Consider the following 25,955-nt stretch of genomic DNA (forward strand, 5'->3'; position numbering starts at 1 on the left):
GTTTTTGTGAACGGGTTCTCATCTGAGTTGCAAATCCCTGTTTTGCCGGTTTTTTCTTTTCATGAACAAAAAATGACCAAGGCTGTTAATGGCCTGAAACAACCGTAGATATTGGATCCACGACAATTCCATCAACAGAGTTATCCACAGGCTGTGAAGGATTAATCGCGTTCTGCCAGCAACAGGAAATTGCGCGGTGTGAGCGGCGCCTCGCAGAAGGTGCCGAGACGTACGACGTATCCTTGTTCGGTGAGGAAAAGTGCCCGATCCAGATTCAGCCAAAGCTCCAGCGGCCGTCGGAACAGTCCGCGCAGCAATTCCAGGTTGCGAACTTCGGCCAATCGCTGCCAACCAGCGGCTTCCAGTGCTACCCAATCTGGCGCGCCAACTGTGGATAACTCTTTCAACGCTGCCAGATCGCGGCAGTAATCGGCGAACGGTTTGTCCAGCCAGGCGCTCGGCAGGGACGGCGTCGGCAAGTATTCGTCGACGCCACGCACTTGCCGTTGCAATAGATCAAAGGCCAGTCGGCGGGCCATGGAGGCGTCACGCTGACGTCGGACGCGGGCACCAGCCGTGACGGTTTCGCTCATTGGCAGGGACAGATCTTCCAGCGAGAGCTGCAGGGCTGATCGCGAACCGGCGCAAGATAGCGCCTGATACTCCGTGCGACTGATCCGGTTGTAGCAACACGGGGCGATGGCCAATTGTCGGCAACCAGCCGCCGAAGCCAGTTGCATCAGCCGCACGTGCAAGTCACCGCATGCGTGCAGAGCGACGGGCGTGTGCTCGGCGCTCAGCAACAATGCGGTGTTCGCCGCAAGCACATCCTGCTCGACATGCAGCGCATGCAAATGATGACGCTGACTCAATGCCTGACCGCTGGCGACCAGCGCCGGGTCATATTCCAGGCATGTGAGTTGCTGGTCAGCACCGAGCAGACGCCGGCCCAAGTGGCCTTTGCCCGAACACCAATCCAGCCAGTGCTTCGGTTGCGCGGCAAACGCCAAGCAGCTGGCGAACGCCTCGATCTGCTGCCATTTGCGCCCCGGCACATCGATATTCAGGCGATGTCCGGCGGCTTCCAGCGTATGCGCAGGCAAATCACCCACCAAACTCAGCTCAAGCGACAACGTTGCCAATGAAGCAAACGGCTCCGGCGAATCTATAAGTTCGGCAGGTTGGTTGTGGGCGTTTTCCGCATCTTCCAGCGATCGCCTGCGTAGCCACGAGGCCAGTTCCGGGTAGGACGCTTCCCAAGGCAGTTGCAGATGAGTGAACGGGCGGGGTTTCCACAGCGCCTGATGCGCTGTGAGAAATGTATCCAGTGCCGTGAAACGGGCGAGCAGATCCTCGCCCATCAGCACGTCAGAAGAATCAGCGCCCCTGGCACGCATCGACGCGCAGCCAGCGTTCAAGCAGCTTGAAGCCGCGAACCAGCACGTAGGCCATCACCAGATAGAACACACCGGCAGCGAAGAAGATCTCCACCGGCAAGTAAGTGCGGGCAATGATCGTGCGCGCCATGCCGGTCAGTTCCAGCAGAGTCACGGTGCTGGCCAGGGCGCTGGCCTTGAGCATCAGGATTACTTCGTTGCTGTAGGCCGGCAGACCGATGCGCGCGGCACGCGGCAGGATGATGTAGAACAGTGCTTTCGGCCGTGACATGCCCAGTGCCCGTGCCGCTTCGATCTCGCCCGGCGGAATCGCCTGGATCGCGCCGCGCAGGATCTCGGCGATGTACGCTGCGGTGTGCAGGGTCATGGTCGCAGTGGCGCACCAGAACGGATCGCGCAGGTATGGCCACATCGAGCTGTTACGCACCGCATCGAACTGCGCCAGGCCGTAGTAGACCAGGAACAGTTGAACCAGCAACGGCGTGCCACGGAAAAAGAAGATGTAGGCGTAGGGCAAAGCGCGCACGTACCACAGCTTCGAAGAACGGGCGATACCCAGCGGAATTGCCAGCAGCAAACCGGCGATCACGGCGATGGCCACCAGTTCCAGGGTCAGCGTCGCGCCCTGAGCCAGTTTCGGCAGCCATTTGATGATGACTTCCCAATTCATTGAGCGCTCCTCGCGAAGCCGCGTGCGGCGCGTTTTTCCAGCAGATGCATGCCGATCATCGCCAGCACGGTCAGGCACAGGTACATGAGCGCCGCCACCATATAAAAGGTGAATGGCTGCTTGGACACGGTCACGCCGATCTGCGCGTGACGCATGATTTCTTCCAGGCCAATGACCGACACCAGCGCGGTGTCCTTCATCAGGATCATGAAAAGGTTACCCAGGCCGGGCAGGGCGATGCGCCACATCTGCGGCATGATCAGTCGGGTGAAGATCCGCCATTTCGACAGGCCCAGGGCCACGCCGGCCTCACGGTGGCCTTTGGGAATGGCGAGGATCGCGCCACGAAACACCTCTGTGGCGTAGGCGCCGAAGCACAGGCCCAGCGCAATGACGCCGGCGGCAAAAGCGCTGAGTTCCAGTTCGGGATTGCCGAGGAACTCACCGAGCGCGCGCATGGCGTTGACCGTACCGAAGTAGATCAACAGCACCCAGAGCAATTCCGGGACACCGCGCACCAGGGTCGAATAGGTTCCGCCAAGCCACTGCAACGGCTTGTACGGGGAAGTCTTGGCCAAGGCGCCGAGCAGACCGAGCACCAGCCCCAGGCACAGGGCCGAGAGTGCCAGTTTGACGGTCATCAGCGCACCGGCGAAGAGCGCCGGGCCGAATCCGTGGAGGTCGATAATCATGGATTTCTTTTCAAATCGCGGCAGGCAAGGCCGGGGATCGGCGCCGCCATGTGACGGTGCCGATCCGGCAGGTCAGGATCAGTAGATGCTGAACGGGAAGTACTTGTCGTTGATCTTCTTGTAGGTACCGTCGGCGACGATTTCCTTCAGTGCAGCGTTCAGCTTCTCGCGGATCGGGTCGCCTTTGCGTACAGCGATACCGATCTTGTCGCTTTCTTCCACCGGGTCGCCTTTGAATTCGTAGGCTTTGCCAGCGTCGCTTTTCAGCCATTCGTAGTTGACGTATTTGTCGGCGAGGATGCCGTCCAGACGACCGGAAGTCAGGTCGAGGTAGGCGTTTTCCTGGGTGTCGTAGAGTTTCACTTCGACGCCCGGCATGTTGTCTTCCATGTACGTACCGGCGAGGGTCGCGCGTTGGGCACCGATCACTTTGCCTTTCAGGGAGTCCTTGTCGGTCTTGAACTCTTTATCCTTCGGCGCGATGAATTGCAGCTTGTTGGAGTAGTACGGGTCGGTGAAATCCACCGCTTGCTTGCGCTCGTCGGTGATCGACATCGAGGAAATCAGGAAGTCGAACTTCTTGGCGTTCAGGGCCGGGATGATGCCGTCCCAGTCCGAGGTGACTACGGAGCATTCAACTTTCATCTTGGCGCACAGGGCGTCGCCGATGTCTTTATCGAAGCCGACGACGTTGCCGCTGGCGTCTTTGTTGTTGAACGGCGGGTAAGCCGCTTCGATGCCCATCTTAAGGGTCTCGGCCATGGCACCGGCGCTGAACGCGAGAGTGACGGCGGCGGCCAGGAAGACCTTTTTGTAGTTCTGCATGCGGGTAGCTCCGTTAGCGGTTGCTGGACATGAATTGTTTGCAGCGCGCCGAAAGCGGGTTCTCGAACACCTGCTGTGGCGATCCTTGCTCTTCGACCAGGCCCTGGTGGAGGAACACCACTTCGCTGGAGACCTGACGGGCGAATCCCATTTCATGGGTCACGAGCAGCATGGTGCGGCCTTCTTCGGCCAGTGCGCGGATGACATTAAGTACTTCCTGGACCATTTCCGGGTCAAGGGCGGAGGTGGGTTCGTCGAACAGGATCACCTTGGGCTGCATCGCCAGTGTGCGGGCAATCGCCGCGCGCTGTTGCTGGCCGCCGGACAGTTGCGCCGGGTAGGCGTGGCGCTTGTCGGCGATGCCGACCTTGGCCAGCAGCGCTTCGGCGACTTCGATGGCTTCGGCCTTGCTCTGGCCGAGCACGCGGCGCGGGGCTTCGATGATGTTGTCGAGCACGCTCATGTGCGGCCATAGATTAAAGTTTTGAAATACAAAACCAATCTCGGAGCGCAGGCGATTGATCTGTTTGCCGTCGGCGGCAACCAGTTCGCCATTCTTGGCGGCCTTGAGCTTGAGTTCTTCGCCGGCGACCAGGATCTGGCCCTGGTGCGGGTTTTCCAACAGGTTGATGCAACGCAGGAACGTGGACTTGCCGGAACCGGAGGAACCGAGGATCGAGATCACATCGCCGTCGCGGGCGGTCAGCGAGATGCCTTTGAGCACCTCAAGCTGTCCGTAGCGTTTGTGCAAGTTGCGGATTTCAAGCGCGGGCGTGGCCTCAGCCATGTGCGTTCCTCATATATGTTGCGCTCCTGCTGTTGGTTGGCCTTCCTGGCGAGGCGGCCAAGCTAGCATAGCGTTTCAATGGCAGCCAACAGCGCTACGAGCGGTAAACGGATGGCGTGTGACAGGTTGTCGCATCGGCGCAGCAGACTGTCGCCCCATCAACAACCGAACGGGTGTTTGAACGTGGATTCCCGTGGGTGTCGCGTAAAAAAAGGCGCGATGTTGCCACCTTTGGCGGGGTGTTGGAAGCGCTAACCGGCCGAACGTTCCTCATTCGCCCTTTTATTGTGCATCCCGTACTTTTTCAGTGTGTTTCTGGTGCGCTGATTCGTTTGAAAAGTGGGTCGCAGGGTAACGCTTTGGCGAAAGGCCATTATTCTCAATGACTTGCGATGACTGTCCGGTCGCGCTGAAAACCGCGGGCCAGAAGACTTTGAAACATTTTGGCGCAATTATTGCGTGCAGAATTCGGAACGCCCCGTTGGATTCTTTTTACGAGAAGGAACGCCAGACGGGCCGGACGCCATCGCTTTCCTCGCAAAGGTAGTTTCAATGAGCAGTACCCAAAGCTCCAATGGCCTCGAACAGGGGCTCAAACCGCGTCATGTGACCATGCTGTCGATCGCCGGGGTGATCGGTGCAGGTCTGTTCGTAGGCTCCGGCCATGCCATCGCCGCCGCCGGTCCCGCTGTTCTGCTGGCTTACGCCGCTGCTGGCGCGCTGGTTGTGCTGGTCATGCGCATGCTTGGCGAGATGGCTGTCGCCTCGCCTGACACTGGCTCGTTCTCGACTTACGCCGACCGTGCCATCGGTCATTGGGCCGGTTTCACCATCGGCTGGCTGTACTGGTGGTTCTGGGTTCTGGTGATTCCGCTGGAGGCCAACGCCGCCGCAACCATCCTGCACGCCTGGTTTCCGAGTGTGGAAATCTGGGCATTCGCGCTGATCATCACCATGCTGCTGACCGTGACCAACCTGTTCAGCGTGAAAAACTACGGTGAGTTCGAATTCTGGTTCGCCCTGCTCAAAGTCGTGGCGATCATTGGTTTCATCATTCTCGGCGTCGCGGCCATTTTCGGCTTCCTGCCGAACAGCCAGGTCAGCGGCGTTTCGCACATCTTCGACACCCAGGGCTTCCTGCCGAACGGCATGGGCGCGGTGCTGGGCGCGATCCTGACCACCATGTTCTCCTTCATGGGTACCGAGATCGTGACCATCGCGGCCGCGGAATCGAAGAACCCTGGCAAACAGATTTCCAAGGCCACCAACTCGGTGATCTGGCGGATCGGTCTGTTCTACCTCGTATCGATCTTCATCGTCGTGGCGCTGGTGCCATGGAACGATCCTGCACTGGCCAGCCTCGGTTCCTACCAGGCCGTGCTTGAGCGCATGGGCATCCCGAATGCCAAGATGATCGTCGACATCGTGGTACTGGTCGCTGTGACCAGCTGCCTGAACTCGGCGCTGTACACCTCTTCGCGCATGCTGTTCTCCCTCGGCAAACGGGGCGATGCTCCAGCCATGTCGACCCGCACCAACAAGAGCGGCACCCCCTACTGGGCGGTGATGCTGTCCACCGGCGCGGCGTTCCTGTGCACCTTCGCCAACTACGTGGCCCCGGCTGCGGTGTTCGAGTTCCTGCTGGCCAGCTCCGGCGCCATCGCACTGCTGGTGTACCTGGTGATCGCGATTTCGCAACTGCGCATGCGTAAACAACGCGTGGCTCGCGGCGAGAAAATCGTCTTCAGCATGTGGCTGTTCCCGGGCCTGACCTACGCGGTGATCGTATTCATCGTGGCGGCCCTGACCATCATGCTGTTCCAGGAAGCCCACCGCGTGGAAATCCTCGCGACCGGCCTGCTGAGCCTGGTGGTTGTCGCGACCGGCCTGCTCGTGGCACGCCGTCGCAAGGCAGAAAACCGTGGTGCGGTGGTGTTGAACTGATCCGTATCGCGTCATGCAAAACGGCCGCTGTCAGCGATGACAAGCGGCCGTTTTTGTTTGCGGGCGAGGTTTATTCGCTCTTTTCTTCCTGCGCTTCGAGCGACTGGCCGTAGGTGTCCAGTGCCTTCCCGAAATCGGTGATGAACTGCGGCTCGCTCAGCCAGGCCTGGGCGGTCTCGCGATCCATTCCGTCGGCCCACATGCGGTAGTCGATCAGCATGTCGGCGGCCAGGTGAGTGGCGGCCATGCCTTCGTCGTCAGCATTTTCCATGTCCAGCAGTTCAGGATGGTCGACGATGATGAACGCCAGCTCCCGCAGCAGGGTCAGCAGCATTTCGTCGCGGCTGACGGCTTCGGCGTCGCGCATTTTGCTGAACATCGCCAGGGTGTATTCCGGGATCGGCTCCGCCAGGTGACCGTGGTCATCGTCCAGGGCCAGAGGTTTGCGGCCGACCATGCGGATCTGCTTGGCTTTGGCCTTGGCGCGTTTGGCGCGTTTCTGCTGCTTGTTCAGGGATGCCATGGGAACTCAGTTTTTCTGTTGGGTTTGTGCGGCGATCGCGTCGGACGCGGCCACATAGTCTTTCTGGAATTCAGGCGACTCGATCCAGGCCAGGGCGCCGACTTCGTCGGTTTCGGTGGACCACTGGCGGTACTCGATCAGGGCGGCGAGGATGAAATCCATCGCGCCTTCTTCGCCTTCCTGCTCGTACACCAGCTCCAGCAACGGGTCTTCGAGGAATGCGGTGCACATGGCCTGCTGGCTGATCTTCTCGGCGTCGATCATTTTCTTGAACAGTTCGGTCAGGTCCACCGATTCGAAATCGATGCGGTCGTCGTTCGGGTCCAGCTCGACCGGTGCTTCGGCACGCTTGGTGCGGTTCTGCCTGGCTTTGGTCTTGGCTCGGGCGGCGCGTTTTTGCTGCTTGTTGGCGGAAGCCATGGTGTGTGTTCCGTGGTGCGTTAAAGGGCTTGGCTGCGTGGGATTTTGCGCCCCGGGGTGTCGGAGGCCAGTTCGCCGGTCTGCAGCCAGGTCAGAGCGATGGGCCATAGTGTGGCTTGGTATGCGCTGCGAAAAAAGGCGAAATGTCCGACTTGCTGTTCACCGATGTCCTGCGGCTCGATTCGCAGGTGGGTCCTTTGCGCGTTGTGAAAGTAAGCGAGCAGACGTTCGATGGCGGCAATCGTGCCGTAGGGATCGTCGCTGATGCTGATTGCCAGGGCTTTGGCCCGGACGTTGGCGAAGGGCAAGTCGGTCATCGTTCTGCCGCTCGGGCGCCGCTCATAACGTGCGTCCGGCGTGCTCCAGTCGCGCACCACGCCGGCGGGGGTGTCTTCCAGCCAGCCAAGTCGTTTGCCCGGAAAGTAGCCACAAAACAGCGTGACCAGTGGCATCAGCAGATGCCATTTGCCGAACATCCGCCAGCGGTGCTCGGGCGCGTAATCGCGCCAGTAAGCGAATTGCGCGCCGACCGTCACCAGTCGCCGGATTATCTTCCCGGACGCCCCCAGGCCTGCTGCGCAGCCACCGAAGCTGTGCCCGACCACATCGATCGGCTGCCCGGGGAACTCCCGCTGCGCGCGTTTGAGCATCGCCTCGAAATCCAGCGCGCCCCAATCCGTCCATGAAGCCTGCAAATGCCTCATCGATTTCGGTCGTGATTCACCAATGCCCCGGTAGTCGTAAATGATCACGTCGAAGCCGTTGGCGAAAAGGTACGCCGCGAAGCGCGAATAGTGACGGCAGCGCACGGACGTGGCGGCGTTGATGATTACCACTGGGCGTTGTGGGTCTGGTGAGGCGTGACGCCAGGTGAAACCGCCGAGCAGATAACCGTCGGCGGCAGGTTCCCGAAAGGGGGCGTCCTGAACATCGCTTGCGAGTGTGGTTCTGTTCCGGGCAGCTTCCAGTGCGTGCGTGTCTTGAAAACCCATGGCTCTCGACCTTCGCGGAGTAGCTGCCAACGATAGTCCCAGCTGGCTCGGTGAACAATCCGTCGGCGATCAATCAGCCGTCTGATCGCTCAAGCGCTCTTCCAGCAGCGTGTGTTCCCGATTCAACTCCGCTCTTAACTCCTCTTCGCTCGGCAGCACCAGTTTGTAGCTGCTGGCGAACAGTTGTTCATTACCCTTGAGGATCGTGTAGCGCGCCACCGATTCATTTTGTTGGGCACAGAGAATGATCCCCACCGTTGGCCCGTCGCCCTCGCTACGTTTGAGGTCGTCGTACATGCGGATGTACATGTCCATCTGGCCTACGTCCCGAGCACTGAGTTTGCCGCGCTTCAGATCGAGGATGACGAAGCATTTGAGCAGGTAGTTGTAGAACACCAGGTCAATGTAAAAATCATCGTCGCCAGCGCTGATGCGTTGCTGGCGACCGACAAAAGCGAAGCCTTTGCCCAGCTCAAGGAGAAATCCCTGGAGCTGGTCGATCAAGGCTTGCTCCATTTCGGATTCCTGAAGCTTGCCCGGTGATGGCAGGCCGAGAAATTCCAGCAGGACCGGGTCGCGGATGAATTCCCGGGGATTGCTTTTCATCGCGGCAATGTTGGTTGCGGCCTCTGCATAGACGTCGGTTTTGTCCCGACTCATCAACAGACGTTCGTAGTAGAGGGTGTTGATCTGGCGATCGAGGGCACGGCTTGACCAGTTTTGCGCAGCGGCTTCGTTCATGTACCACTGCCGGGCGGGTTCGCTTTCGACCTGCAATATCCTGCGGTAATGGGTCCAGCTCAATTCGAGACGCAGTGCGTCTCGAATTGGAAAGAGCTGATAAAACTGCCGCATTTTTCGAAGATTGGTAACGTCGAAGCCTTTCCCAAAGTCTGCAGTCAGCTCCTTCGCCAGCGTAGCCAGAAGCTGTTTTCCGTACCCCGCACGCCGGGCTCCCTGTTGCTCGAACTCGACAATGTGTCGCCCGATCTGCCAGCAGGTCTGGACTTGAATTGTGTCGACCGTTCGCAGCACTTTCTGCCTGGCCTCGCGTATCAGGTCGCCCAGATCGCCCAGCAGCGACTCAAGTTTTGAATCTTGTGGTTCAGCCGTTTCCAGTTGGCTCATCAGGTCTTCCGGCTCGGGGTGAACAGAAGCAAGAGCATGCCAATTGTTCAGGGCCTGGGGATGCCGGCCGTGTCTGATGCCACTGAAGGAAGAGTGGGCGGGTTTTGCGAGATCAGGCTGACGGAGTCCGCGAACGAGGAGTACGGCGTGTAGTCCTTTTCGTATCAACCGCAACTCCCAATCGTTCTAAAACCCACCCCGCAAGACAAAATCTAAAAAGAGGTAACGATTGGGTTCCGCGAGAGCCCGGGAGTCGTCCTCATGAAACGTGTTCTTTCATTCGTGCTGCCCGTTGCCGCTGCTGCGGTGCTGCTGTTTCCGGCCATGGCGCAGGCTGCGAGTCTGGAGCCGATCGACAGCTCCGCTGTGCAGGCTCAGCAGCAAGAACAAAACGGCGTTCGCTATCTGGCTGGCGGGATTGGCGAAGATGAGTCGAAAGCCATTCAGCAATCCGCGGGCTACAACCTGCACATGACGTTCGCCGTCGGCATGCAAAACCAATACACCGCCGATGTCGACGTGATGATCCAGAAAGCTCCGGGTCAGACCGTGCTGACGCTGAATCAGACCGGGCCATTGGTCTACGTGCAGTTGCCGCCCGGCAAATACACGGTCGTGGCGACCCGCAACGGTGAAACACGCCGGGATGCGGCCGAAATAGGCGGCGGTGCTGCGCGCAATCTGGTTTTTCACTGGAATGACAACAGCTAGTAGCGTTACCGGTCGCGCCGGGATGGCGTGACCGTTGCCGTGCGGCCCAGCCAGATCAATACCCATGCTGCGCCCGACAGGAAGAGGGCGAGGAGGCAATGCGTGGCGATGGCAAACCAGAAGTTGGCGGGTTGTGTGGTCAACGAATACACGGCGAAGTGTTTGCCGCGAGCCAGGTTGCCGATGCGTCCCTGAATCAAACCGTCCACGGTTTCATAGGCGATCAGGCCGGTACACAGCATGAACATCAGGCCGAGAGCGATCATCAGCCAGTCGGTGCGTTTTATCGGTGGAGCGGGATGGGGGAGGGGAACGCGGGTTCTTTTCTGGTTCATCGCGCGGATGACCCTCTTGCGTAAGGGTTGAGCAACGTATCGCGATTTCCGGTCTGCAAGAAGGGCGGAATCGGGTCACCGTCAAATCGCAGGCATAAAAAAACCCTGAATCTTGCGATTCAGGGTTTTCGGTATTTGGTGCCAGAGACGGAATCGAACTTTAAGTATAAGTTGCTGTATTGGCTTAATAAATTCCAAGTTTGAGGATTGGTCTACTCACAAATCTACTCACTTTTTAGAATGCTGCACGCTTTTTTAGGTTCGGTGTTCACTGGCAGGTCCAACCAGACGAACGGCTTGAAAAAGATGCGAAATTTACAGCCACTCATTTGAACCCAGGCGAGCAGGACCAATAAAACAAATTTAGGGTCGATCTCTGGTTTTCCTTAGCGTTGCGGAGGGCTGCGCTCTATGACTTCCCCTTCAGGTGTCAAAAGGTAGATATCCAAGGATTGAGATATCTGTCGACTGAGGCCGCGGGATAGATCCCCAGGCTTTAACTTGGTGCGTTCAGCGTCTAAGTAGGGAGTGACCTCAGCGTGTGCGGGATTCTTCGCGGTTGGTTTCTCCAAAACCTCAAAGTGGACTGGGTCTTGGTAGGCGACGCCAATCTCCTTCACATCTCTCACCGTAATCAGGCCCACGGCACGAACAACAACGTTTTTCCCAGGCGACTCCACATCACCCTTCAAATAGGCGATGACCTCCTCCATCGTCAAACCTTTGTGACGAGTTACAGAGGTATTGTTTCTTTTGAAGCAGCCAGGAGATCCTCGCTTCACATTCTCATCCCATTCGGGAGTGAACAGTGCGCGAGCTACGACTTCGTTGTCGCCTAAAGCCGCCGTATGGTTGGCTCCGGCGGGATTCCCTTCACTCAAGCAGTCACCTAAGCGTTTATTGAGTTTTTATTAGTGAATTGCTTGTAGAGATTTTGATCGTTTATGGAGAATCGCTCTTCTCCGGAGTCGGAGTAAATCTCGGCAATACCATCGTAGAAGGCCATATCGATCAACTGCCCCTCCTCGGTCACCCAATTGATCAGTATTTCTCCCTCATAACCAAGGAAGAAACCAATGCCATCAGAAAAACCTCCAGCTTTCTGGATAAAGGTTTCGAGGGTTGAGAGTGACTCGATCGACATTGGGGGGGCGTCAGCGCCGTCCCAGCCTGCAGCTGATTGAGACAGCTCGGTCAATCTGCCAAAAACAGGCGCCCCGAGAATCGAGCTAATGCTCTCTATGTACGCATCCTTCGCGATATTCTCATGCATGGCAGTAGCGTAGAGGATTGCCGAAGGATCTGCCAGCTTATAAGACGGTTTGAAGAACGCCTCAAGGACACTCGCCTCGACACCTTCGACTAGGTCTTTAAGCATTCTTAAAACGTCAACGCCGCAGCTCACGGCCCACTCAATGTAGGCCATCACGTCAAAATTCGAACTAATCTCCTCCGAGTATCCGATCGTGTTGAACGTCGCATATTTAGGATTGAAGCTCGACGACAGGGTCGACATTTTATTGCTCCCTCAGCAATCTCATTTTGTGATGGATAGGTGCAGTCATTTCGACAAAGCTCTGATGTACAACATCCCGAGCAGCGTCGAAACCTTTGAGTAGTATTTCGACATCTCCTGCACTAGGTTCTGACACAGTCACGACGTTCTCCATCAAGAATACGCGCTCGCCTGAGATCTCACCTTCTGCAAACTGTATCTGCAGCGTACCGAAATCGAGGGGAGTGACGAGATGGAGCATAGGCACTACCGTTGACCCGTCAACCGAGAGCTTTTTCAGTGCATCTGGGACGTTTACCTTTATGCCTAAAGCGCTCTCAAGAAAACCTCGATGCGTCATCCCATCGATCAGATCGCCTTTGAAGGCGTCGATATAGCGAAGCGTCAGGCTAAAGCCGCCTACCATCTTAGGTTTTGAAAGTATTAAAGCTGCTAAACCTATTTGTACCACTGGCCGGAACTGCTCCCAGCTTTTATATGGCTGGACTGCATTTATCGTGAAAATGCCCACGCCAGCCTGAAATAAGGTGGAGGCAGTTTTGTCATCAGTAGATGTAGGCTGGACGTTCTTTTTATACCGAATGACAGGGTGTTGCTGTATCAGAGGGAAACCGACCGGAATCATTCGCTCTGATGCACCATAGCCTTGCCGAGACAACTCAGTCAGTAGGTGTGCAAAAAACTCTTCGTAAGCCGCGGATGCCTGTGGATGAAGCATGGGACCATGCGATTCATCACCAACATCGGGCGACCACCGGAGCTCCGCAACGAGTTCCACCAGTGGCGGAGATTCAAAGCGCTCTTTCATCCCTGTACTCAGCATAAAAAGGGGGAGAGAATTCTCCCACAACGTAAAGTTCTAGGCCATAACCCGCCGTTCACTTGATCCCTACGAATTGAGAGTACCTGAGGTCAAATTGCTTGCATAGCGAGGGTTTCATCATGAACTCTGAGACCGGCTGAAGGACGCTCATCCCGCCCATGTATCAGTGTTGGTGGCCTCTGCATATGTGGCCCGGCCTTGAATTTGGTTACTCTCTCCCCTGTGCTTTTAGTCGGGCGATACCTTGATTGATATGCCCGGCGTTCTCTCCGATCGTTTCCATCGCGGTTCGGACGTTATTGCCGACGTCGGCATGCCCTTGGCTTTCGACTAGCAGGGTCAACTCCATTAGCGCTGCCTCCAAGGCGAGCTGGTTTCGATACATACGCTCTAGGATGTCTGGAAGAGAGTATTCAGGGGAGGGCATTGCTTCGACTCCATTCGAGAAAATGAAAGCGTAGCAGCGCTGCTTCGATCGGGGCATGAAACAAACTGCTCACTGGCCGACGGGCATTTTCAACCGGTCGAAATGCGCGGTGCTTGGGGGGTTGTGTATAGCCATTGTTTAAGCGATGCCAGGGGGGTTGTGTATAGCCGGTTTAGGAGGCGTGAGGAGGTGCCGGTAGACCGACTTCACGTCAGCTCGAAAAGTGTGGTCATAGTGCCACACAGTGGCGTTTTCAACACTCTGTTTTGAGGACGCGGGCGGCGCGCGTAGGGATCTACACAGAGTGTAGATTTCAACACTGAATGAATGTAACTGTCAGCTTGGCGCAGCGAGCGGCCATGGTTAATGGATACCAAGCTGGCCGGCCCGACACTAGGTCGCGGCTGCGAAAACTTAGCGCAGTCTCGACGCAAATTCTGGCTGAGGCGATAGAAGGCCTAAGACGGATTACTTCCCGGCTGCCGCTTTGACCCCCCCAAGGGAAAACTGTCAGCGTGATCTCCCTCCTGGGCGAAATTCAGAGGCAACTGGAGATGGATCAAGATCGCGTCCACAGAGATACCCTGTACTCCGAGGTTTGGACCACACCTATGACCTCCCTCGCTCCCAAGTACGGAGTTTCCGCGGTATTCCTGAAGCGGGTTTGCGGCCGCCTGAACATACCTTGTCCAGCACGAGGCTATTGGGCAAGGAAGCAATCGGGAAAGAAACTAAAGGCTCCGCCTTTGCCTAAGTCCCAACCTGGCGATCCTGTCGAGTGGCGGAAGGGTGACCAATTGCCGCGTAAAACGGTTACTGGACTGTCTGAGGCCGCTCCGAAAAAAGCTCGTGACCGACGCACGATGGTGATGGGCTCACTGGATTCATTCACGAGCGGCAGAGTCGCTGGCGATGGCTACCTCAAACCCGCGAAGCGAAATCTCCCTGACCTAGTAGTCACTGAGCCCACGCTTCAGAGGGCGGCATCAGTTCTGCTGAAGCTTGCGAACTGTCTCCGTGAGATGAGTGGTCGAATCTCAATCGCTTGTGGTGAGAGCGGCTTCACACGTAAGGCGCTTGGAGACGAGGAAGGACGGCTGAAACGATCGGTTTTCGAAACAAACATCTGGGCGCCAGCTAGACCAACAATCGTATTCATCTGCGAGGCAGGGATAGGCCTGACTGTCTACGAGGCGACGGTCGAAAAGGAGATGGTCTACATCGATGGCGCGTATTTGCCTGTCAAGGAGGCTAAAGAGCTAAAACCTGGGCTGTGGGACCGAAAGACGAAGACGTTTTACCGGCGAAGTACTCAGCGTGTCGCCTCCAAGCGACTATGCCTTAGGGCTTACAGCCCCTATGGGCGGGTCGACTGGGCTCGTACTTGGACTGAGGACAAAGTCAGCCTTCTGAAACAACTCGACGGCATCGTATTGGCTTTGGTGGAACAGGCGAAAATCTTAGGGCCTCAGATTGCTGAGGCTGACCGGCAGGCGGCAGAGGAGCGAAAGAGGTGGGATGCTGAGCGCGCAATAGCGACAGCGCGCTACGAGCGCTCTCTGATCATCCAAGCCCGGGAAGAATCACTACGCAATCTACTGAAGATCATCGACAAGTGGAGTGCTGATAGAAAACTGCAGGATTTTTTTGACTACATCGCCACTCGTTCGGTTGATATGAATGGCGACGTTCGCGCAGAGCTTTTAGCAAAGGTTCACGAGGCCAAAAAACTGCTCACGAGCACTGACAGCGTTGAGGCACTGATGTCATGGGTATCGCCACCACCGCAGCCTTCCGAGTGAATATGCTGGCTTGTCGTCTGGTTGCCAGTCCTGAATGGCAACTTTCGGTGGAAACCACAGTGGAAACTTGACGCTTGGCAACCGACCGCTCTGGTAACTCTTCGTGGTAACTGCGCTGGTAACCGACAGCAGGGTTCTCACTGTCGGGTGCGAACCAGAAGTGCGAACCTCGAATGCGAACTTGAGCGGTACGCGCTAGAGCGCGTACTAATGGCGCGTACCAGCCTGCGTACTTTGTGGTTTTTTACGCGGCTCGGGTGCGCGATATCTGTGCGTGAAGCGCTACGTGAAACAGCGTGGTTTGCTGTAACAGGGGCTGTAACAGCTTGCCTTGTTACAAGGCGTCGGTATGGGCGCCTGGTTCCTTTTTTATGGAGTCTAAAAACTCGGAATACCCTGGCAACCTGAGTGGCAACAAGTCACGGGTACCTGTGCCGACGATGACAGGGAAAGCGTAGGTGGTCACTGATGCTGGTCACCGCGCCTGGTCACTATCTCCAATATCCGCCTGAACCGTGGATAACAGAACGGGGAGCGGAGAGTAACCAAGCGAGGTGGTTACCTTTAGTGGTTACCGCACGCGACCTGCCCGACTAACGGTCAATCTAGTTGACCTTCTTGGCCCTGCGGAGCGACTAGACTCATGACGAGCCGGGTACCGCTCCGGTAGGCGAAGGCATTACGCTCAGGAGGTTCGTGTGGTTGATGAGCATTTGTTGAAGGTGCTTCAGATAGCCGCCGTGCTCGTCGGCGTGCAGTTGCTGGTCAAGCTGGAAGACTGGCTGACCATCCTTGCCAAAAAGTATCTGCCAAAGGGCAGCCTGATCAGGAAGATCGTCCTAATCAAGCCTGACGAAGACTAGTTTTTACTGCTCCGAGAACCCCAACAGTCCCGGCCCCATGAACAATGGCAGCAAGCCTGATTGTGGCTTCTTGGGCACCGTCACGTTTAACGGCGGGTTCAGCGCTGAGCCAACATCAGACATTTGCTTGGCCTTGCCGGCAGCAGTGATCGTGATGTCGAGCAGCCCCTTGGCGCCCGGAATTGGGAGTTTTCCGAGAGTTTGTGCGAAGCGCAGGAGGTTCGGTGCTGTGGTCGACCCGGCCGGCTTCATCGGTGGGTTGTTGATAGCGCCACCAACCCGCAAGATTCTTTGGTACTCAGCCCAGCCATCCGCCCCAAAAAGTGCTTTCCCCTTTTCCGGGCCGATCCTGTCGAGCGCCTTGCGCATCCCATTGATGGTGAATGAGCCACCCGTTTCCCCCTGCAGTGTTGCCGAGTCGCGGATATAAGCCCGGGCGGCATCCTGCAGCGAACTCATGATCGGCACGCCGCGATCCTTCTCTAGTTGAGACAATCCCTTGAGTTGGTCGATCTTCATTTTGCCGACGATGTCCGGCAGATCCTCGGGCGCGTAGTTGCCCTTCAAGACCTTCTCGATCAATGGGCTGGCTTCTTGGAATCGGAACCGATCAGCTGCGGCCGAGCGCGCAGAGCGAAACGCCTCTGCAATACCCGGGATCGCTTGCTCGTCTGCCTGACCTGCGCCGACAGGACCAACACCACCTTGGAATGGGGCTATTGAACCTTCATTGAAGCCTTGTGCTGCGCTTGGAAGCCTTGCCTGTCCGCCAATTTGCGCAGCAGTGAACGGCTGCCTCGAATCGCCGGGGACCGAGTTGGGACTGCGCATGCCCGGTGCTGGGTTGAATGCCGCCGTCTCGCCATTGTCGATCGCATTGATCAGGTGCTTTTTGACGATCCCGAGCGCCACGGCTTCCGCACGATCGTTGGTGCTGTAAATCCTGCCGTTCAGCGCTTGTAGGCGCTGCAAAGCGGTACCCATGTCGAATGGCTCTTTGCCGTTGGTCGCTTTCTGGAACCAGCTCAGCGTGTCCGCCGGCAACTTCGAGCCCAGCATCTGCTGATCAAGCTCCACGGAGGTGTCGTTGACGAACTTGTGAGGGTCGAGGGGGATATCTCGGCCGGCGGTGTTTCGAGCTGCTTGATACAGATCGTCGGCCTTGGCCTTCAGTCCCGCGTCATAGTCGGTCACGGACTTTTGCAGCGCTTGCCCGCGCTGATAATCCGTTGCTTCGCCTGCGCCCTTTCTCACGCCATAGAGCAGCGATTGCTGAGCATCCATGAACCGCGTTTTGAGTTGGTCATCTACCGTGTTGAGATTGTTTTCCAGCCACCACTGCTTTGGATCTCGGCTCAACCATCCGCGTGTGGGCTTGATGCCGGTGGCATTGAAGTCAGCCATGCGCCCAAGCTGGACAGGATCAAGTTTGTCCACATCTTCCATGGATTTTTTGCCAATATTGATGACCTGGGCTTTAACAGCCTGCGGCAGAGCGTTGTAGTCGATGCCTTTTTGAGCGAACTTTGCCGAGATCTCCATTTCAACCGGAGCGGCAGGTGTCATCATCGCTTTGACTCCACCAGCCACCTTGCCGATGCCGCGCCCGATCGCTAGGCCTGCACTGCCACCAGCCGCGCCGGTGAGTGCATTGGCTGCTCGCTCAGGCAAGTCTCCGGGCTGCGACAAGGCGCCCAATGCTGCACCGGCCCCAGCAGCTTGCTTATAGCTCTTTGGGGCTATGAGGGCATTCCCGGCGCCTTCTACCAGCCCGCCTGCGGTTTTCACTGCCGGCATGGCACGCGCCGCACTCGCCGCCTGGATGGCTTTCCCCCCAGCTTGAAGCCCGCGACCGCCGAGATAGGCCAGACCAATCTGGCCGCCAATGTTGCCGCCAAGTCCGGCAGGGTCAGACATCAGATCGTCGTCCGACCCAGGCGCGCGCTGCCATCCTCGAGGCCAGAGCACTCCACCAAGCCCCACGCCTTCCATCAGGTCAGCGACAGCCTTGCCAGCGCCCAGTGTGCCGCGCTCCAGCCAACTGCGTCCGGCGAGGCGATCTGGTGGAGTGATGCGAGCCTGCTGCGAGATTACCGGGGCGAGCTGATCAGATGGGCCGGGTTGGGCAGAGCTTCCGAGCTGCGCCTGCTGCGGCTCCGGCATCGAGTACTTCTGTCTGAGGGCGCTCCACTCATCTTCTGGCGCGGGGGCCTGTGGCGCCTGCTGACTGTATTTGCTGCGAAGTGCAGCCCAGGCATCGTCCTGCGGTTCCTGTTTGGGCATGTTGGCGGTCACCTTCTGGATGTAGTTGCGGGTCTCGGCCGGCGCAGCATCAATGCCTTTCCGCTGGACGTTGCCGATTCCCCAGTTGTAGGCCGCCAGTGCCGTGGGCACGCTGCCGGTCTGCTGCACCATGTCGGAAATCATTTTCGCTGCTGCGGTGGCCGACTGCTGCAGGTTGTTCGGGTCGCGAAGGCCGTAGTGCGCTGCCGTGGCGGGCATGAACCCGAAGTGACCTTGCGCGCCCTTTGGGGATTGCATGTTCTGGCCACGACTCGACTCTGCCGACCACATCGCATCAAGTAGGCCCGGTGGCAGTCCTTTGTTCTTCTCAAGCTGGCCGAAGAGATCCATTACCGTTTCTGCCAGCGGCTGAGTATCGGGTCGTTCCAGATAGAGCCCTGAATGTTCCGCCACTCACGATCGATACGCATTAGATCGCCTTCCTTCTGGGCTTGGGGGAGGGCGTCCTGATAAAACTGGGCTTTCCGAGCGTCCTGGTTGGCCTTCGCCTCTGCCAGATCCAGAATGAAAGTATTCGCTTCCGGCGTGTTCTTGAGGCTGACGAATGTCTTGCTTGCCCGATCGGCGTCTCCCTCGGTCTGTTGCCCTTTCTGAGCGCCAAGCACCGTCAGCAAGCGGTCCATAGCCACAGACTGAAACTTCTGCGCATTGGATGCGAACAGCTCGGCATTTTTTGGGGCAATCCCTAGGCTTGTTAGAACGTTGGCTCCCAGGGCTTTAGCTTCGGTGCCATACCCTGTTCTCAGGTCGATATTCCGTGCTGACTGGATCGAGTTGCGCATGTCGGCGGCGCTTTTCCCTGAATCCAGCGTCGGCTGATAGGTGTTGGTGATCCAGTTCTTGTTCAGGTCTTGAGTTGCAGATTGATTGATCGGATTGCGTGCGGCCATGAACCCGCCGCCTTGCCCAGGGGCAGCGCCCCCGGCGCCGGCCGCGACGTCGAGTCGCGGCACGAAGTATTCGTTTCCGTCTTGGCCGATCACCTTCATTGGGTCGTAACTTGCGGCTCCGCGCTGCTCGGCGGCTTTTTGGCCGACTGCCCACGGGAATTGGGCCGCAGCTACAGAACCTGCTTCAGCGCCCTTGTAGCCGGCATTCGCTTGCGCTGCGCCAGGCACAGGCATGGCCTGCCCCTGTTCGTTCATCATCACGCCTTCCGCCATTTTCGGCATGTAGGTCTGCTTGCCGGTGCGCGGGTCTACGTAATAGTTGCCGCCTTTGCGCTCTTGCGGGTTATTAGCCTGCTTGTAGAGGTCAAGAATGGTCGAGCCGTTTGGCAGGTCCAGCATGTTGTAGGCTGCGACGTCGTTCAGGCCGAGCGGGAAAGCGCTTTGAGGTTGACGACCCTGGGACTGAGGCATTGAACTTGGTGCGGCGCCGGACGATGCCATGCTGTCTGGCTGCATAGCACCATCTTGCGACGCTCCTGGCGCCGACTGGCCGCCAAACATGCGCTGAGCCATGTCCATCGCCATCTGCTGCTTTTTCAGGCTCGCCTGAATCTGCTGTGCTTGCATGTTGCGATACTGCTCGGTTACGCCGCGTTGCTGAGCATTGCTGTAGCCGCTCAGCCCTGCAAGACCGGCGATGCCCAGCGTGTTTACAGGCGCGCCACGGCGCGCCCCAGCCAGACCGCCGAATGCAGCCGAGAGCAGACCCTGGCCTTCTGGCGTTTTAACAAAATCTAATAGTCCGTCCATATCAGCTCCACGCGTTGCGATGCTGGGCCACCATTTGCTGACGGCTCGGAAGAGGGGAGGCTTGAGTGCCTCTGGTAAGTTGGGAACGAGTCATGCGACAAAGCCCTCAATCGGAAGCAGAGGGCGGCGTTCTGCCAAGGCGATCAGTGCGGCATTCGCCTGCACGCTTCCAGAGTTCGCTGCGATACGCAGGCGCTCATATGCGGCGGTGATCTCCGCGCGGGTTGGCTTGGTTTGGTGGCCTCGGGTCTTGGTGCTCATAACTCATTCTCCGATGCAAGGTTATAACCTAATATTAGCAGATTTGGCCTTATCTGTATATTTAACCAGTGTTTTTGCGTGTCAATCGTCCGATTCTTGTGGCGACTCCATCGGGGTTTTTTCGTGACTAGCGTGCAGTTCTGCGCCAGTCAGGCAGTCGCGGCCGGCGGCCGGCGCACGACGTGGTTGAGGTATTGGCCACAGGTGTAGCGCCTATAGGAATAGGTGGAGAGTGCTGCTCACGTGGGGTGGGTGCGTACTTGCCTTGTTGATGCAACCAGAGAGTTCGGCTTGAACGATATGCCCAAAGGGCACAACTGGTTCTTCTCTTCCAGCACAACTAGTCCTTCCGCAAGGGCATGACAAGTACTACACAGACGGTACAACAGTCCTGCTCCTTTGCTCGACTTCCCGAGCTGGGTGACGAATGTGGTGGAGCCGCCACAGTGTGTGGTTTTCAACACGGTGTGTAGCTATCCACACACAGTGTCGATCAAGTTCTGCTTCTCGGGAACAGGATCAATACACATCCTCCTGGCAGTACTCGCGCTTCCAGCTTGCGCGCATTGATTACCCGCTTTTCCTCTTCGCGATTCTTCATCGCCTTCCACATGATGATCAATGAGCTCATTCGACCGTACTCCGTACTTCGCTGCAAATCACGGCTGCTCTTACTCGAATTGATATACCTTGATATCAACACTTACGTTACTTGATTAGCTTTGAGATCCCTTTAAGAGCCTTTAAAAGCCTTGATATCAACAACGACACCCTTTGGCCTGCAGATCGCCTCAACATTGGCCACCATGGCCTCGGTTTGATCTCGTTCAAGCGCCCACCACCGAGAGGTCTTGCCGGTTTTTGGTCTATAGGTCATTCGGTATAGGCCGACCATGGCAGCCTTTCCTATGTGCTTCGGAGCAAACCCTATCGCATCGTAGAAGCCAATCTGGCGGGCGAATCCCTCGCCGCCGTTCTCTTCAAGCCAGTTGTGAATTGTTCCAATAGCCTGGCTTGTCTCATCGTTTACCGGGTAGATGAGCTCTGAGTCATGCTCGTCAGATTCGGCCATGTATCGGACCTTCTGTATAAGCCCAAGATTCTCAAGGGGCGAAAGCACAATCCAAGCCCCTTTGTTGCCAGCGGCATCCTCCTCGCCGCTGAGCACCACTAACGAGCCGGTGGTTCTGGCCCTCGTCTCTTTCGACTCAAAGCCGTAAAGGATGAATGGGCCAATAGGACAAATCGTTTCACGGGAATACGCCTGCCAAACCAAGCTTCTTGGCAGGCCGCCGTCGTTGTCGATGTCGTGCTCGGCATACAACTCGACAAATTTCTGAAGCAGAACCAACTCTCCGGTTTCCCGAAGCTTGGTCACCGGCGGAACCTCAACTCCGGCGCCGTCGATCAGTGCGTTCGGGAGCCAGATGAGCTTTGCATCGTCCTTTGGCTTGCTGATTTTGTAGCGCGGCTTTTTCCCTGCCTTGAGCACTTTGACGATGTCTGCCGCAACAAGCGCCTCGATTGCCTCCTTCGCGCGGCGCCATGCTATGCCGGTTTTTTCAAAAATAGCCTGGGCACTCCAGGAGGTAGTCGCGTTGTCCTTTCCGGTACCTCGAGCCAATACAAGCAGGGAGACCGCCGGCTTTATTCCTAAATCACAGGCAGCCGCAAACTCATCAGCCCCTATCGCAAAAAAGTTGCCATGGTTCATTTAGCTAAATCCTTTTCCTTGATCGGGGCCTTTAGTCAGCAAAAATCTTATTGCGTGTGATTGTAGCGTCATTCGTGGCTGGCGCTCCCCACGAACATTCGGCAAACCCGTCCATTGTTCACGGCGTGCCAGTGCGTGATGTCGTCGATTGACTCCACGAGACAGGCTGTCACTTGAGCGTCGACGCTGCGCATAACTACGCGCCCGCACTCGGCGTCAGACTCCGTCAAGAACGGGCCAAGCAAGGCCTTGAGCGCTTTCGGATGGGTCACGTAAAACAGTTCTTTGGCTTTTTCCGGGCAAGCCGATCCCGTGGACGCGTGCGCGACATTTTGAATTTTCATGTACTTAAGCCTTTAAGCCTTTATCGAATCAGCAATTCACGGGAGTCAGCGATGCCGCGCGCTGGCGAGAATTGATCTGCGGCCCGTCGGGCAACCGGAGCTGCGTTGCCAAGTGGCGGACGCGCGATTGACCAAACAGCAACTGGTTAACTTGGGCCGATTTGTCAGTCCACCGATCATGATCCGGCCCATTAGCTATGCGATTAGTCACAACCCAATCCGGTAGCTGTTTACGTGCCCGCATTTCGCTGAGCATGGTCCACCACGTCAGGTAGCGGGTGCGCTCCAACTCCATCAGATCAATGAGCCGCTGACATTCGTAGGTGCGGGGTTCTAGGTCCTCTGACGGTTCGATCTCGTCGACGCCAAACAGAGCCTGATTGACGTCGCTTCTCGCGATCAGCGCTTTCTGATAGTCGGTATCGCTACCAATGTCTTTGGCGCGAACCCAGTCCGGCAACTCGCTGGAAAGGCGTAACTGATTGAGAACACCCCACCACTGAGCCGCGTGTTCCCGTTCGGCGTTGAGCGCAGTTGAAAGTAGGCTGCTCATTGGACACCCCCTTGCGCGGCGATCAAGTCGTCGAGAAGTTCGGCCCAGGCCATTGCGGTGTGCTGAGACATCACGGCTACAACGCGCGCCATCGGTTGCGGCACATTCGGATTGGCCACGATTGATGAGGCCAGGGCCAGCAGCGTCAGCGTGTCGCGGAGTTCGGCTAGGGAATAGTCATGAGTGTTCATTTCGACACCCCCAAGGCTTCCAGCTCTGCGCGCCAACCTTCAGTTTCTGAGGCGACCAAGCTGGCAATATCGAGCGCCGTAGCGGCACCTAGAGCGGCAATCCGACTGTTATGGCTCGCGCCGAGATTGGATTTCAACGTCCATAACAGTGACTCGAGTTGGCTCAGCGTATTCAGGCATACGTCGAGCTGATCAAGGGCCGCAGCGGCTATTTCCTTCGGGGTGGTAGTAGGGCCTCTCATAGCGCACCGCCTTGCGCTTGTAAGGCGCGAGCTTTGGCCATGTGAGCGTTGTAGCGGGCTAGACGAGCGGGCAGTGATGAGTTGGCGCGCAAAGCGCTCAGGGCCATGCGGCGGTGAGCAAAAGCGCGGATTACGGACGGAGTGATGGCGTGTTTCATGGGTGTAGCTCCTTTACTTTGGAGCCACTCCTTTCTGCCGCCAAGCAGGGAAGGGTGGCGAGTCGCACAGGATTGGCGGATCGGGGTAAAGGAGCCCGACGCACCCGAAGGTGCTCCTGCGCAACCCGCCATAACACGAGAATGCGGGCGTAAAAAAAGCGCCTGCAATCGTAATGGGGGCGCTGTTGCGCCTTTACTATTCGACCCGCCAAGGTCGTTGTCAGCAATGTGACAATTTGAACAATACCGGCGGGCGTGCTGGCTGGCAAGAGAAGTTATAGACCATTGATCGCAAGGCATGAGGGTCATACAGCAATCCTCCGCGGGTGCTTGCTCTGCTGGTCACGGACGTATTGAAGCAATAGCACCTTGCGCTCGGCAAAGCTTAGTCCTTGGCCCATGAGTAGTACGTCGCGGATCTCTACCATGGTGACAAGCTCTAGTTCCCCTGCGCTCAGCAGGTCACGGTTGCGGCCAGTGAAAGCTCCCGTGATGACCTCGTTGATAAGCCGCGCCTCGTTGATGAAATGGTATCGCTGTGGCGTCTTGCCTTGGGCTTCGCAGTTGAGCGCGACGGCGTCACACACAGCTTTGTGGCAGATTGCAGCCTCGCGGCGGGTGCTCGCCCAGGGCTTTGACTCGCCGCGCAGCAAGGCGTCAATCTGTTCGTCACACCAAATTTCAAAGTCCACGGAAAGCCAGCGGGCGAACTTCACCGCCAGTTTTGGATGCAACCAAGTCCCGCTAGTTGCAGTATTGCCGCGCCGAGTCTTCACCAGGGTAATGTGTGATTTCTCCACATTACTTTTCTGCATGCACTCAGATAGGCGCTCGATGTATTCCTTGGTCGAGTCGAGGCGCAACCATTGCGCAGGCTCTTTGCCGAAGCGCTCCGCGATCTCAGTTGCGTGAAGCCAGCCGTCTGCATTGAAGCGCACGGCCTGGCCTTCGTAGTTGAAGGGGATGATCTTGGCCGTCATGCTGCCACCTTCACGCCAGGTTTGGCGATCAGGGTGTACAGGGCAACGCGACGGTGGGTGCGGCCCCATTCATCTATCAGCACAATGCGGTTGGTGATGATCTTGTAACCAGCGTTTCTCAAGTCGCAGATACGCGCACCAGGGCGGCAGATGTTCAGCTCGCGCATGATGGTGAAGGTATCTATAGAGCCTTGCTCCATACGAACTGCAAGCCGATTGTTCTGCGCACGGTTGCTGGTATCGCTGATATCATTACAGGGAGATCTTTCGTGGCTGGCCTGTTGGTCGGCCATTTTTTTTGAGCTCATATTAGGCTGCCTCCACTCGCGACGCGATGAGGGAGTCGCACCACGCAATGACCTCGGCCTCGATCCAAACGACGGACTTTGGCCCGAGCATTACTTGCTTGGGGAAGCGTCCCGATGCAATGCGGCGGTAGATTTCGGATGTGGAAAGAGTTGTCAAAGTTTTAACGGTGCCCAGCTTGATAAAACGCATGGGCTGATCGCCCGCGGTAATCAGATGTTCAGATTTGCGGCTGGAGTGGGCTTGAGTTGCCATCGTCTGCGCCTCCTAGGGCGTTATTGGTAATCGACGAAGGCAATGCTGGCAGGGAGTACGCGGGGTTAAAATTGCTGAGCGGCACCGGATATTCTGTTATCCGGCCGGGCGTGTGATTTATTTTTTTGATTTTTCCTTGCGCGGACGTCCAGGCCGCTTTGCAAAAGGTGGCGCCGCGTCTTCTGATAGCCATCGAGCAAGGACTTCATCCGTCTCCGGCAGCCTGCCCATCGGCTCCGTTTCAGCTAGACACCTAATCGTGCGAACCATATCCATGGTCCGATGATCGGCAAAGTCTTCGTGAAGCCACAACGGGCGAGCACGCTCAGCGACTGCCTTTCTGGTCGCTCTCACTTCTTCATTGAAAATTTCTACGTTGGTAGGTGTGTGCTTTTTTGCTTTGGACGCAGTTGGTTGTACTGATACAAATGGCTGGGCAGTTTGGGCGCGGGCTTTCCGTAGCTGATCATTCTCAATAGTTAAAGTTTTGACCATTCGAGCGAGGGCGGTTTTTTCGTCAGTCGCCGCCACTTTATCAGCGTTAGAAATATCGAGCAGTCCCTGTAAGCGCTCTATCTCTCTATCTCGCTGGTCATCAGATCCAATCGTCAGATTTCGTTCTATACGAATTTTGAGCTTGCGAAGCTCGGTGCGGGCGACCTCCGGAGTTTGATCCTCAAGCTGCGGCAGGATCGGAGTTACTGTCGCGCCTTTCGAGGCATACGATCGTAGCGCTACCTCTCGTATAACCTCTGGTTGGTGTGCGGCGTACTCGCGCTGATTAAGCAACCACTCGCGATTGACTGCGACGTGCGAAGACTCAATAACGCCAACTTCGGTTTCGATAAGGACCGAGGCGTACTTGCTTACGGCTATATCTAGATATGCGCCAAGCTGCCCGTAGGTAAGGGCGAAGCCTGGAATGCTGTTCCCGTATTTTGATCCGGTGATGGTTTCGCGGTCGAACTCAGTGCGAGGATCAAATGAGTTAATGGCCTTGGCAATGGCCTTTAACGCCTCCGGGAATTCGCGCCTGAGTGAGGCTATAGCGCTTTCAAGCGGTATGTACTCTCCACGTGGAAGCATTTAGTT

General features: G+C 57.1%; 30 protein-coding genes. 4 read left to right on the top strand and 26 right to left on the bottom strand.

Features of this window, described 5'->3' with window-relative positions:
• Positions 1-161 precede the first annotated feature (161 nt).
• The 5 genes from MKZ87_RS13815 to MKZ87_RS13835 form a co-directional block, all read right to left on the bottom strand.
• On the bottom strand, positions 162-1,397 hold the full coding sequence (locus tag MKZ87_RS13815; protein ID WP_266201104.1) for a methyltransferase: 1,236 nt from the start codon (positions 1,395-1,397) through the stop codon (positions 162-164).
• A complete protein-coding gene (locus MKZ87_RS13820) occupies positions 1,378-2,067 on the bottom strand; it encodes an ABC transporter permease (protein WP_007952568.1) in 690 nt (229 codons plus the stop codon). Before MKZ87_RS13820 ends, MKZ87_RS13815 begins: the two co-directional genes overlap by 20 nt.
• The gene (locus MKZ87_RS13825) at positions 2,064-2,759 is read right to left on the bottom strand and encodes an ABC transporter permease (protein ID WP_266201105.1); all 696 of its coding nucleotides are present in this window, start codon (positions 2,757-2,759) and stop codon (positions 2,064-2,066) included. The genes MKZ87_RS13820 and MKZ87_RS13825 overlap by 4 nt, the downstream gene beginning before the upstream one ends.
• Positions 2,760-2,837: 78 nt before the next feature.
• Positions 2,838-3,584, bottom strand: coding sequence for an ABC transporter substrate-binding protein (locus MKZ87_RS13830; protein ID WP_085684088.1), 747 nt, complete (start codon positions 3,582-3,584; stop codon positions 2,838-2,840).
• 13 nt (positions 3,585-3,597) lie between these two features.
• Positions 3,598-4,371, bottom strand: coding sequence for an ABC transporter ATP-binding protein (locus tag MKZ87_RS13835; protein ID WP_007897462.1), 774 nt, complete (start codon positions 4,369-4,371; stop codon positions 3,598-3,600).
• Between the two features lie 552 nt (positions 4,372-4,923).
• Between MKZ87_RS13835 and gabP the strand changes: the two genes are divergently transcribed.
• On the top strand, positions 4,924-6,315 hold the full coding sequence (gene gabP, locus MKZ87_RS13840; protein ID WP_266201108.1) for a GABA permease: 1,392 nt from the start codon (positions 4,924-4,926) through the stop codon (positions 6,313-6,315).
• Between the two features lie 70 nt (positions 6,316-6,385).
• On the opposite strand, the gene MKZ87_RS13845 is transcribed toward gabP, so the two are convergent.
• The 4 genes from MKZ87_RS13845 to MKZ87_RS13860 form a co-directional block, all read right to left on the bottom strand.
• Positions 6,386-6,838, bottom strand: a complete 453-nt coding sequence (locus tag MKZ87_RS13845) for a hypothetical protein (RefSeq protein ID WP_085698044.1) — start codon at positions 6,836-6,838, stop codon at positions 6,386-6,388.
• 6 nt (positions 6,839-6,844) lie between these two features.
• Positions 6,845-7,258, bottom strand: coding sequence for a hypothetical protein (locus tag MKZ87_RS13850; protein WP_085702715.1), 414 nt, complete (start codon positions 7,256-7,258; stop codon positions 6,845-6,847).
• Positions 7,259-7,278: 20 nt separating this feature from the next.
• Positions 7,279-8,250: an alpha/beta fold hydrolase gene (locus MKZ87_RS13855; protein WP_085702714.1), complete on the bottom strand. Its 972-nt coding sequence runs from the start codon at positions 8,248-8,250 to the stop codon at positions 7,279-7,281.
• Positions 8,251-8,319: 69 nt separating this feature from the next.
• Positions 8,320-9,378, bottom strand: a complete 1,059-nt coding sequence (locus MKZ87_RS13860; RefSeq protein ID WP_266201110.1) for a PDDEXK nuclease domain-containing protein — start codon at positions 9,376-9,378, stop codon at positions 8,320-8,322.
• A gap of 261 nt (positions 9,379-9,639) precedes the next feature.
• On the opposite strand from MKZ87_RS13860, the gene MKZ87_RS13865 reads away from it, so the two are divergent.
• Positions 9,640-10,089, top strand: coding sequence for a hypothetical protein (locus tag MKZ87_RS13865; protein WP_085702712.1), 450 nt, complete (start codon positions 9,640-9,642; stop codon positions 10,087-10,089).
• Positions 10,090-10,094: 5 nt separating this feature from the next.
• Here the strand turns inward: MKZ87_RS13865 and MKZ87_RS13870 are convergent, their stop codons facing one another.
• The 5 genes from MKZ87_RS13870 to MKZ87_RS13890 form a co-directional block, all read right to left on the bottom strand.
• The gene (locus MKZ87_RS13870) at positions 10,095-10,355 is read right to left on the bottom strand and encodes a hypothetical protein (protein ID WP_227234145.1); all 261 of its coding nucleotides are present in this window, start codon (positions 10,353-10,355) and stop codon (positions 10,095-10,097) included.
• Between the two features lie 455 nt (positions 10,356-10,810).
• A complete protein-coding gene (locus MKZ87_RS13875) occupies positions 10,811-11,305 on the bottom strand; it encodes a hypothetical protein (protein ID WP_266201112.1) in 495 nt (164 codons plus the stop codon).
• 8 nt (positions 11,306-11,313) lie between these two features.
• Positions 11,314-11,940 (bottom strand): hypothetical protein, encoded by a 627-nt coding sequence (locus MKZ87_RS13880; RefSeq protein ID WP_266201113.1) that lies wholly within the window; start codon positions 11,938-11,940, stop codon positions 11,314-11,316.
• Between the two features lies 1 nt (position 11,941).
• Complete coding sequence (locus tag MKZ87_RS13885) at positions 11,942-12,748, bottom strand: TIGR04255 family protein (RefSeq protein ID WP_266201115.1); 807 nt, start codon at positions 12,746-12,748, stop codon at positions 11,942-11,944.
• 223 nt (positions 12,749-12,971) lie between these two features.
• Positions 12,972-13,190, bottom strand: a complete 219-nt coding sequence (locus MKZ87_RS13890) for a hypothetical protein (RefSeq protein ID WP_266201116.1) — start codon at positions 13,188-13,190, stop codon at positions 12,972-12,974.
• Between the two features lie 869 nt (positions 13,191-14,059).
• Here MKZ87_RS13890 and MKZ87_RS13895 point away from each other — a divergent pair.
• Both MKZ87_RS13895 and MKZ87_RS13900 read left to right on the top strand, forming a co-directional pair.
• A complete protein-coding gene (locus MKZ87_RS13895; RefSeq protein WP_266201117.1) occupies positions 14,060-14,992 on the top strand; it encodes a hypothetical protein in 933 nt (310 codons plus the stop codon).
• 698 nt (positions 14,993-15,690) lie between these two features.
• Positions 15,691-15,855 (top strand): hypothetical protein, encoded by a 165-nt coding sequence (locus MKZ87_RS13900; RefSeq protein WP_262158834.1) that lies wholly within the window; start codon positions 15,691-15,693, stop codon positions 15,853-15,855.
• A 3-nt stretch (positions 15,856-15,858) separates the two neighbouring features.
• Here MKZ87_RS13900 and MKZ87_RS13905 read toward each other — a convergent pair whose 3' ends face one another.
• The 12 genes from MKZ87_RS13905 to MKZ87_RS13960 all read right to left on the bottom strand — a co-directional run bounded on the left by MKZ87_RS13905 (position 15,859) and on the right by MKZ87_RS13960 (position 25,949).
• Positions 15,859-18,489: a lytic transglycosylase domain-containing protein gene (locus tag MKZ87_RS13905; RefSeq protein WP_266201118.1), complete on the bottom strand. Its 2,631-nt coding sequence runs from the start codon at positions 18,487-18,489 to the stop codon at positions 15,859-15,861.
• A complete protein-coding gene (locus MKZ87_RS13910; RefSeq protein ID WP_266201120.1) occupies positions 18,489-19,859 on the bottom strand; it encodes a hypothetical protein in 1,371 nt (456 codons plus the stop codon). The genes MKZ87_RS13905 and MKZ87_RS13910 overlap by 1 nt, the downstream gene beginning before the upstream one ends.
• A 90-nt stretch (positions 19,860-19,949) precedes the next feature.
• The gene (locus MKZ87_RS13915; protein WP_266201122.1) at positions 19,950-20,120 is read right to left on the bottom strand and encodes a hypothetical protein; all 171 of its coding nucleotides are present in this window, start codon (positions 20,118-20,120) and stop codon (positions 19,950-19,952) included.
• Positions 20,121-20,613: 493 nt separating this feature from the next.
• Positions 20,614-20,751 (bottom strand): hypothetical protein, encoded by a 138-nt coding sequence (locus MKZ87_RS13920; protein WP_266201124.1) that lies wholly within the window; start codon positions 20,749-20,751, stop codon positions 20,614-20,616.
• A gap of 102 nt (positions 20,752-20,853) precedes the next feature.
• A complete protein-coding gene (locus tag MKZ87_RS13925) occupies positions 20,854-21,834 on the bottom strand; it encodes a hypothetical protein (RefSeq protein ID WP_266201125.1) in 981 nt (326 codons plus the stop codon).
• Between the two features lie 68 nt (positions 21,835-21,902).
• A complete protein-coding gene (locus tag MKZ87_RS13930; protein WP_266201126.1) occupies positions 21,903-22,178 on the bottom strand; it encodes a hypothetical protein in 276 nt (91 codons plus the stop codon).
• Between the two features lie 28 nt (positions 22,179-22,206).
• Complete coding sequence (locus MKZ87_RS13935; RefSeq protein WP_266201128.1) at positions 22,207-22,731, bottom strand: hypothetical protein; 525 nt, start codon at positions 22,729-22,731, stop codon at positions 22,207-22,209.
• On the bottom strand, positions 22,728-22,922 hold the full coding sequence (locus MKZ87_RS13940; RefSeq protein ID WP_266201129.1) for a hypothetical protein: 195 nt from the start codon (positions 22,920-22,922) through the stop codon (positions 22,728-22,730). Before MKZ87_RS13940 ends, MKZ87_RS13935 begins: the two co-directional genes overlap by 4 nt.
• Before the next feature lie 705 nt (positions 22,923-23,627).
• Positions 23,628-24,302, bottom strand: a complete 675-nt coding sequence (locus MKZ87_RS13945; protein ID WP_266201131.1) for a KilA-N domain-containing protein — start codon at positions 24,300-24,302, stop codon at positions 23,628-23,630.
• A complete protein-coding gene (locus tag MKZ87_RS13950) occupies positions 24,299-24,610 on the bottom strand; it encodes a helix-turn-helix domain-containing protein (RefSeq protein ID WP_266201133.1) in 312 nt (103 codons plus the stop codon). Before MKZ87_RS13950 ends, MKZ87_RS13945 begins: the two co-directional genes overlap by 4 nt.
• Before the next feature lies 1 nt (position 24,611).
• Entirely contained in the window at positions 24,612-24,863 is a 252-nt protein-coding gene (locus MKZ87_RS13955; RefSeq protein ID WP_266201135.1) for a helix-turn-helix transcriptional regulator, read from the bottom strand.
• Between the two features lie 117 nt (positions 24,864-24,980).
• Positions 24,981-25,949 carry a hypothetical protein gene (locus MKZ87_RS13960; protein WP_266201136.1) on the bottom strand — a complete coding sequence of 323 codons (969 nt, stop codon included), beginning with the start codon at positions 25,947-25,949 and terminating at the stop codon, positions 24,981-24,983.
• Positions 25,950-25,955 lie beyond the last annotated feature (6 nt).

This window comes from Pseudomonas sp. MCal1 (assembly GCF_026341415.1).
In the GTDB taxonomy this organism is placed as follows: Bacteria; Pseudomonadota; Gammaproteobacteria; order Pseudomonadales; family Pseudomonadaceae; genus Aquipseudomonas.

Excerpts from the sequence above, each read along its gene's own strand:
- MKZ87_RS13815 (WP_266201104.1), bottom strand. The coding sequence starts at position 1,397 with ATGCGTGCCAGGGGCGCTGATTCTTCTGACGTGCTGATGGGCGAGGAT.
- MKZ87_RS13820 (WP_007952568.1), bottom strand. The coding sequence starts at position 2,067 with ATGAATTGGGAAGTCATCATCAAATGGCTGCCGAAACTGGCTCAGGGC.
- MKZ87_RS13825 (WP_266201105.1), bottom strand. The coding sequence starts at position 2,759 with ATGATTATCGACCTCCACGGATTCGGCCCGGCGCTCTTCGCCGGTGCG.
- MKZ87_RS13830 (WP_085684088.1), bottom strand. The coding sequence starts at position 3,584 with ATGCAGAACTACAAAAAGGTCTTCCTGGCCGCCGCCGTCACTCTCGCG.
- MKZ87_RS13835 (WP_007897462.1), bottom strand. The coding sequence starts at position 4,371 with ATGGCTGAGGCCACGCCCGCGCTTGAAATCCGCAACTTGCACAAACGC.
- gabP (WP_266201108.1), top strand. The coding sequence starts at position 4,924 with ATGAGCAGTACCCAAAGCTCCAATGGCCTCGAACAGGGGCTCAAACCG.
- MKZ87_RS13845 (WP_085698044.1), bottom strand. The coding sequence starts at position 6,838 with ATGGCATCCCTGAACAAGCAGCAGAAACGCGCCAAACGCGCCAAGGCC.
- MKZ87_RS13850 (WP_085702715.1), bottom strand. The coding sequence starts at position 7,258 with ATGGCTTCCGCCAACAAGCAGCAAAAACGCGCCGCCCGAGCCAAGACC.
- MKZ87_RS13855 (WP_085702714.1), bottom strand. The coding sequence starts at position 8,250 with ATGGGTTTTCAAGACACGCACGCACTGGAAGCTGCCCGGAACAGAACC.
- MKZ87_RS13860 (WP_266201110.1), bottom strand. The coding sequence starts at position 9,378 with ATGAGCCAACTGGAAACGGCTGAACCACAAGATTCAAAACTTGAGTCG.
- MKZ87_RS13865 (WP_085702712.1), top strand. The coding sequence starts at position 9,640 with ATGAAACGTGTTCTTTCATTCGTGCTGCCCGTTGCCGCTGCTGCGGTG.
- MKZ87_RS13870 (WP_227234145.1), bottom strand. The coding sequence starts at position 10,355 with ATGATCGCTCTCGGCCTGATGTTCATGCTGTGTACCGGCCTGATCGCC.
- MKZ87_RS13880 (WP_266201113.1), bottom strand. The coding sequence starts at position 11,940 with ATGTCGACCCTGTCGTCGAGCTTCAATCCTAAATATGCGACGTTCAAC.
- MKZ87_RS13885 (WP_266201115.1), bottom strand. The coding sequence starts at position 12,748 with ATGAAAGAGCGCTTTGAATCTCCGCCACTGGTGGAACTCGTTGCGGAG.
- MKZ87_RS13890 (WP_266201116.1), bottom strand. The coding sequence starts at position 13,190 with ATGCCCTCCCCTGAATACTCTCTTCCAGACATCCTAGAGCGTATGTAT.
- MKZ87_RS13895 (WP_266201117.1), top strand. The coding sequence starts at position 14,060 with ATGGGCTCACTGGATTCATTCACGAGCGGCAGAGTCGCTGGCGATGGC.
- MKZ87_RS13905 (WP_266201118.1), bottom strand. The coding sequence starts at position 18,489 with ATGGATCTCTTCGGCCAGCTTGAGAAGAACAAAGGACTGCCACCGGGC.
- MKZ87_RS13910 (WP_266201120.1), bottom strand. The coding sequence starts at position 19,859 with ATGGACGGACTATTAGATTTTGTTAAAACGCCAGAAGGCCAGGGTCTG.
- MKZ87_RS13915 (WP_266201122.1), bottom strand. The coding sequence starts at position 20,120 with ATGAGCACCAAGACCCGAGGCCACCAAACCAAGCCAACCCGCGCGGAG.
- MKZ87_RS13920 (WP_266201124.1), bottom strand. The coding sequence starts at position 20,751 with ATGAGCTCATTGATCATCATGTGGAAGGCGATGAAGAATCGCGAAGAG.
- MKZ87_RS13925 (WP_266201125.1), bottom strand. The coding sequence starts at position 21,834 with ATGAACCATGGCAACTTTTTTGCGATAGGGGCTGATGAGTTTGCGGCT.
- MKZ87_RS13930 (WP_266201126.1), bottom strand. The coding sequence starts at position 22,178 with ATGAAAATTCAAAATGTCGCGCACGCGTCCACGGGATCGGCTTGCCCG.
- MKZ87_RS13935 (WP_266201128.1), bottom strand. The coding sequence starts at position 22,731 with ATGAGCAGCCTACTTTCAACTGCGCTCAACGCCGAACGGGAACACGCG.
- MKZ87_RS13940 (WP_266201129.1), bottom strand. The coding sequence starts at position 22,922 with ATGAACACTCATGACTATTCCCTAGCCGAACTCCGCGACACGCTGACG.
- MKZ87_RS13945 (WP_266201131.1), bottom strand. The coding sequence starts at position 24,302 with ATGACGGCCAAGATCATCCCCTTCAACTACGAAGGCCAGGCCGTGCGC.
- MKZ87_RS13950 (WP_266201133.1), bottom strand. The coding sequence starts at position 24,610 with ATGAGCTCAAAAAAAATGGCCGACCAACAGGCCAGCCACGAAAGATCT.
- MKZ87_RS13955 (WP_266201135.1), bottom strand. The coding sequence starts at position 24,863 with ATGGCAACTCAAGCCCACTCCAGCCGCAAATCTGAACATCTGATTACC.
- MKZ87_RS13960 (WP_266201136.1), bottom strand. The coding sequence starts at position 25,949 with ATGCTTCCACGTGGAGAGTACATACCGCTTGAAAGCGCTATAGCCTCA.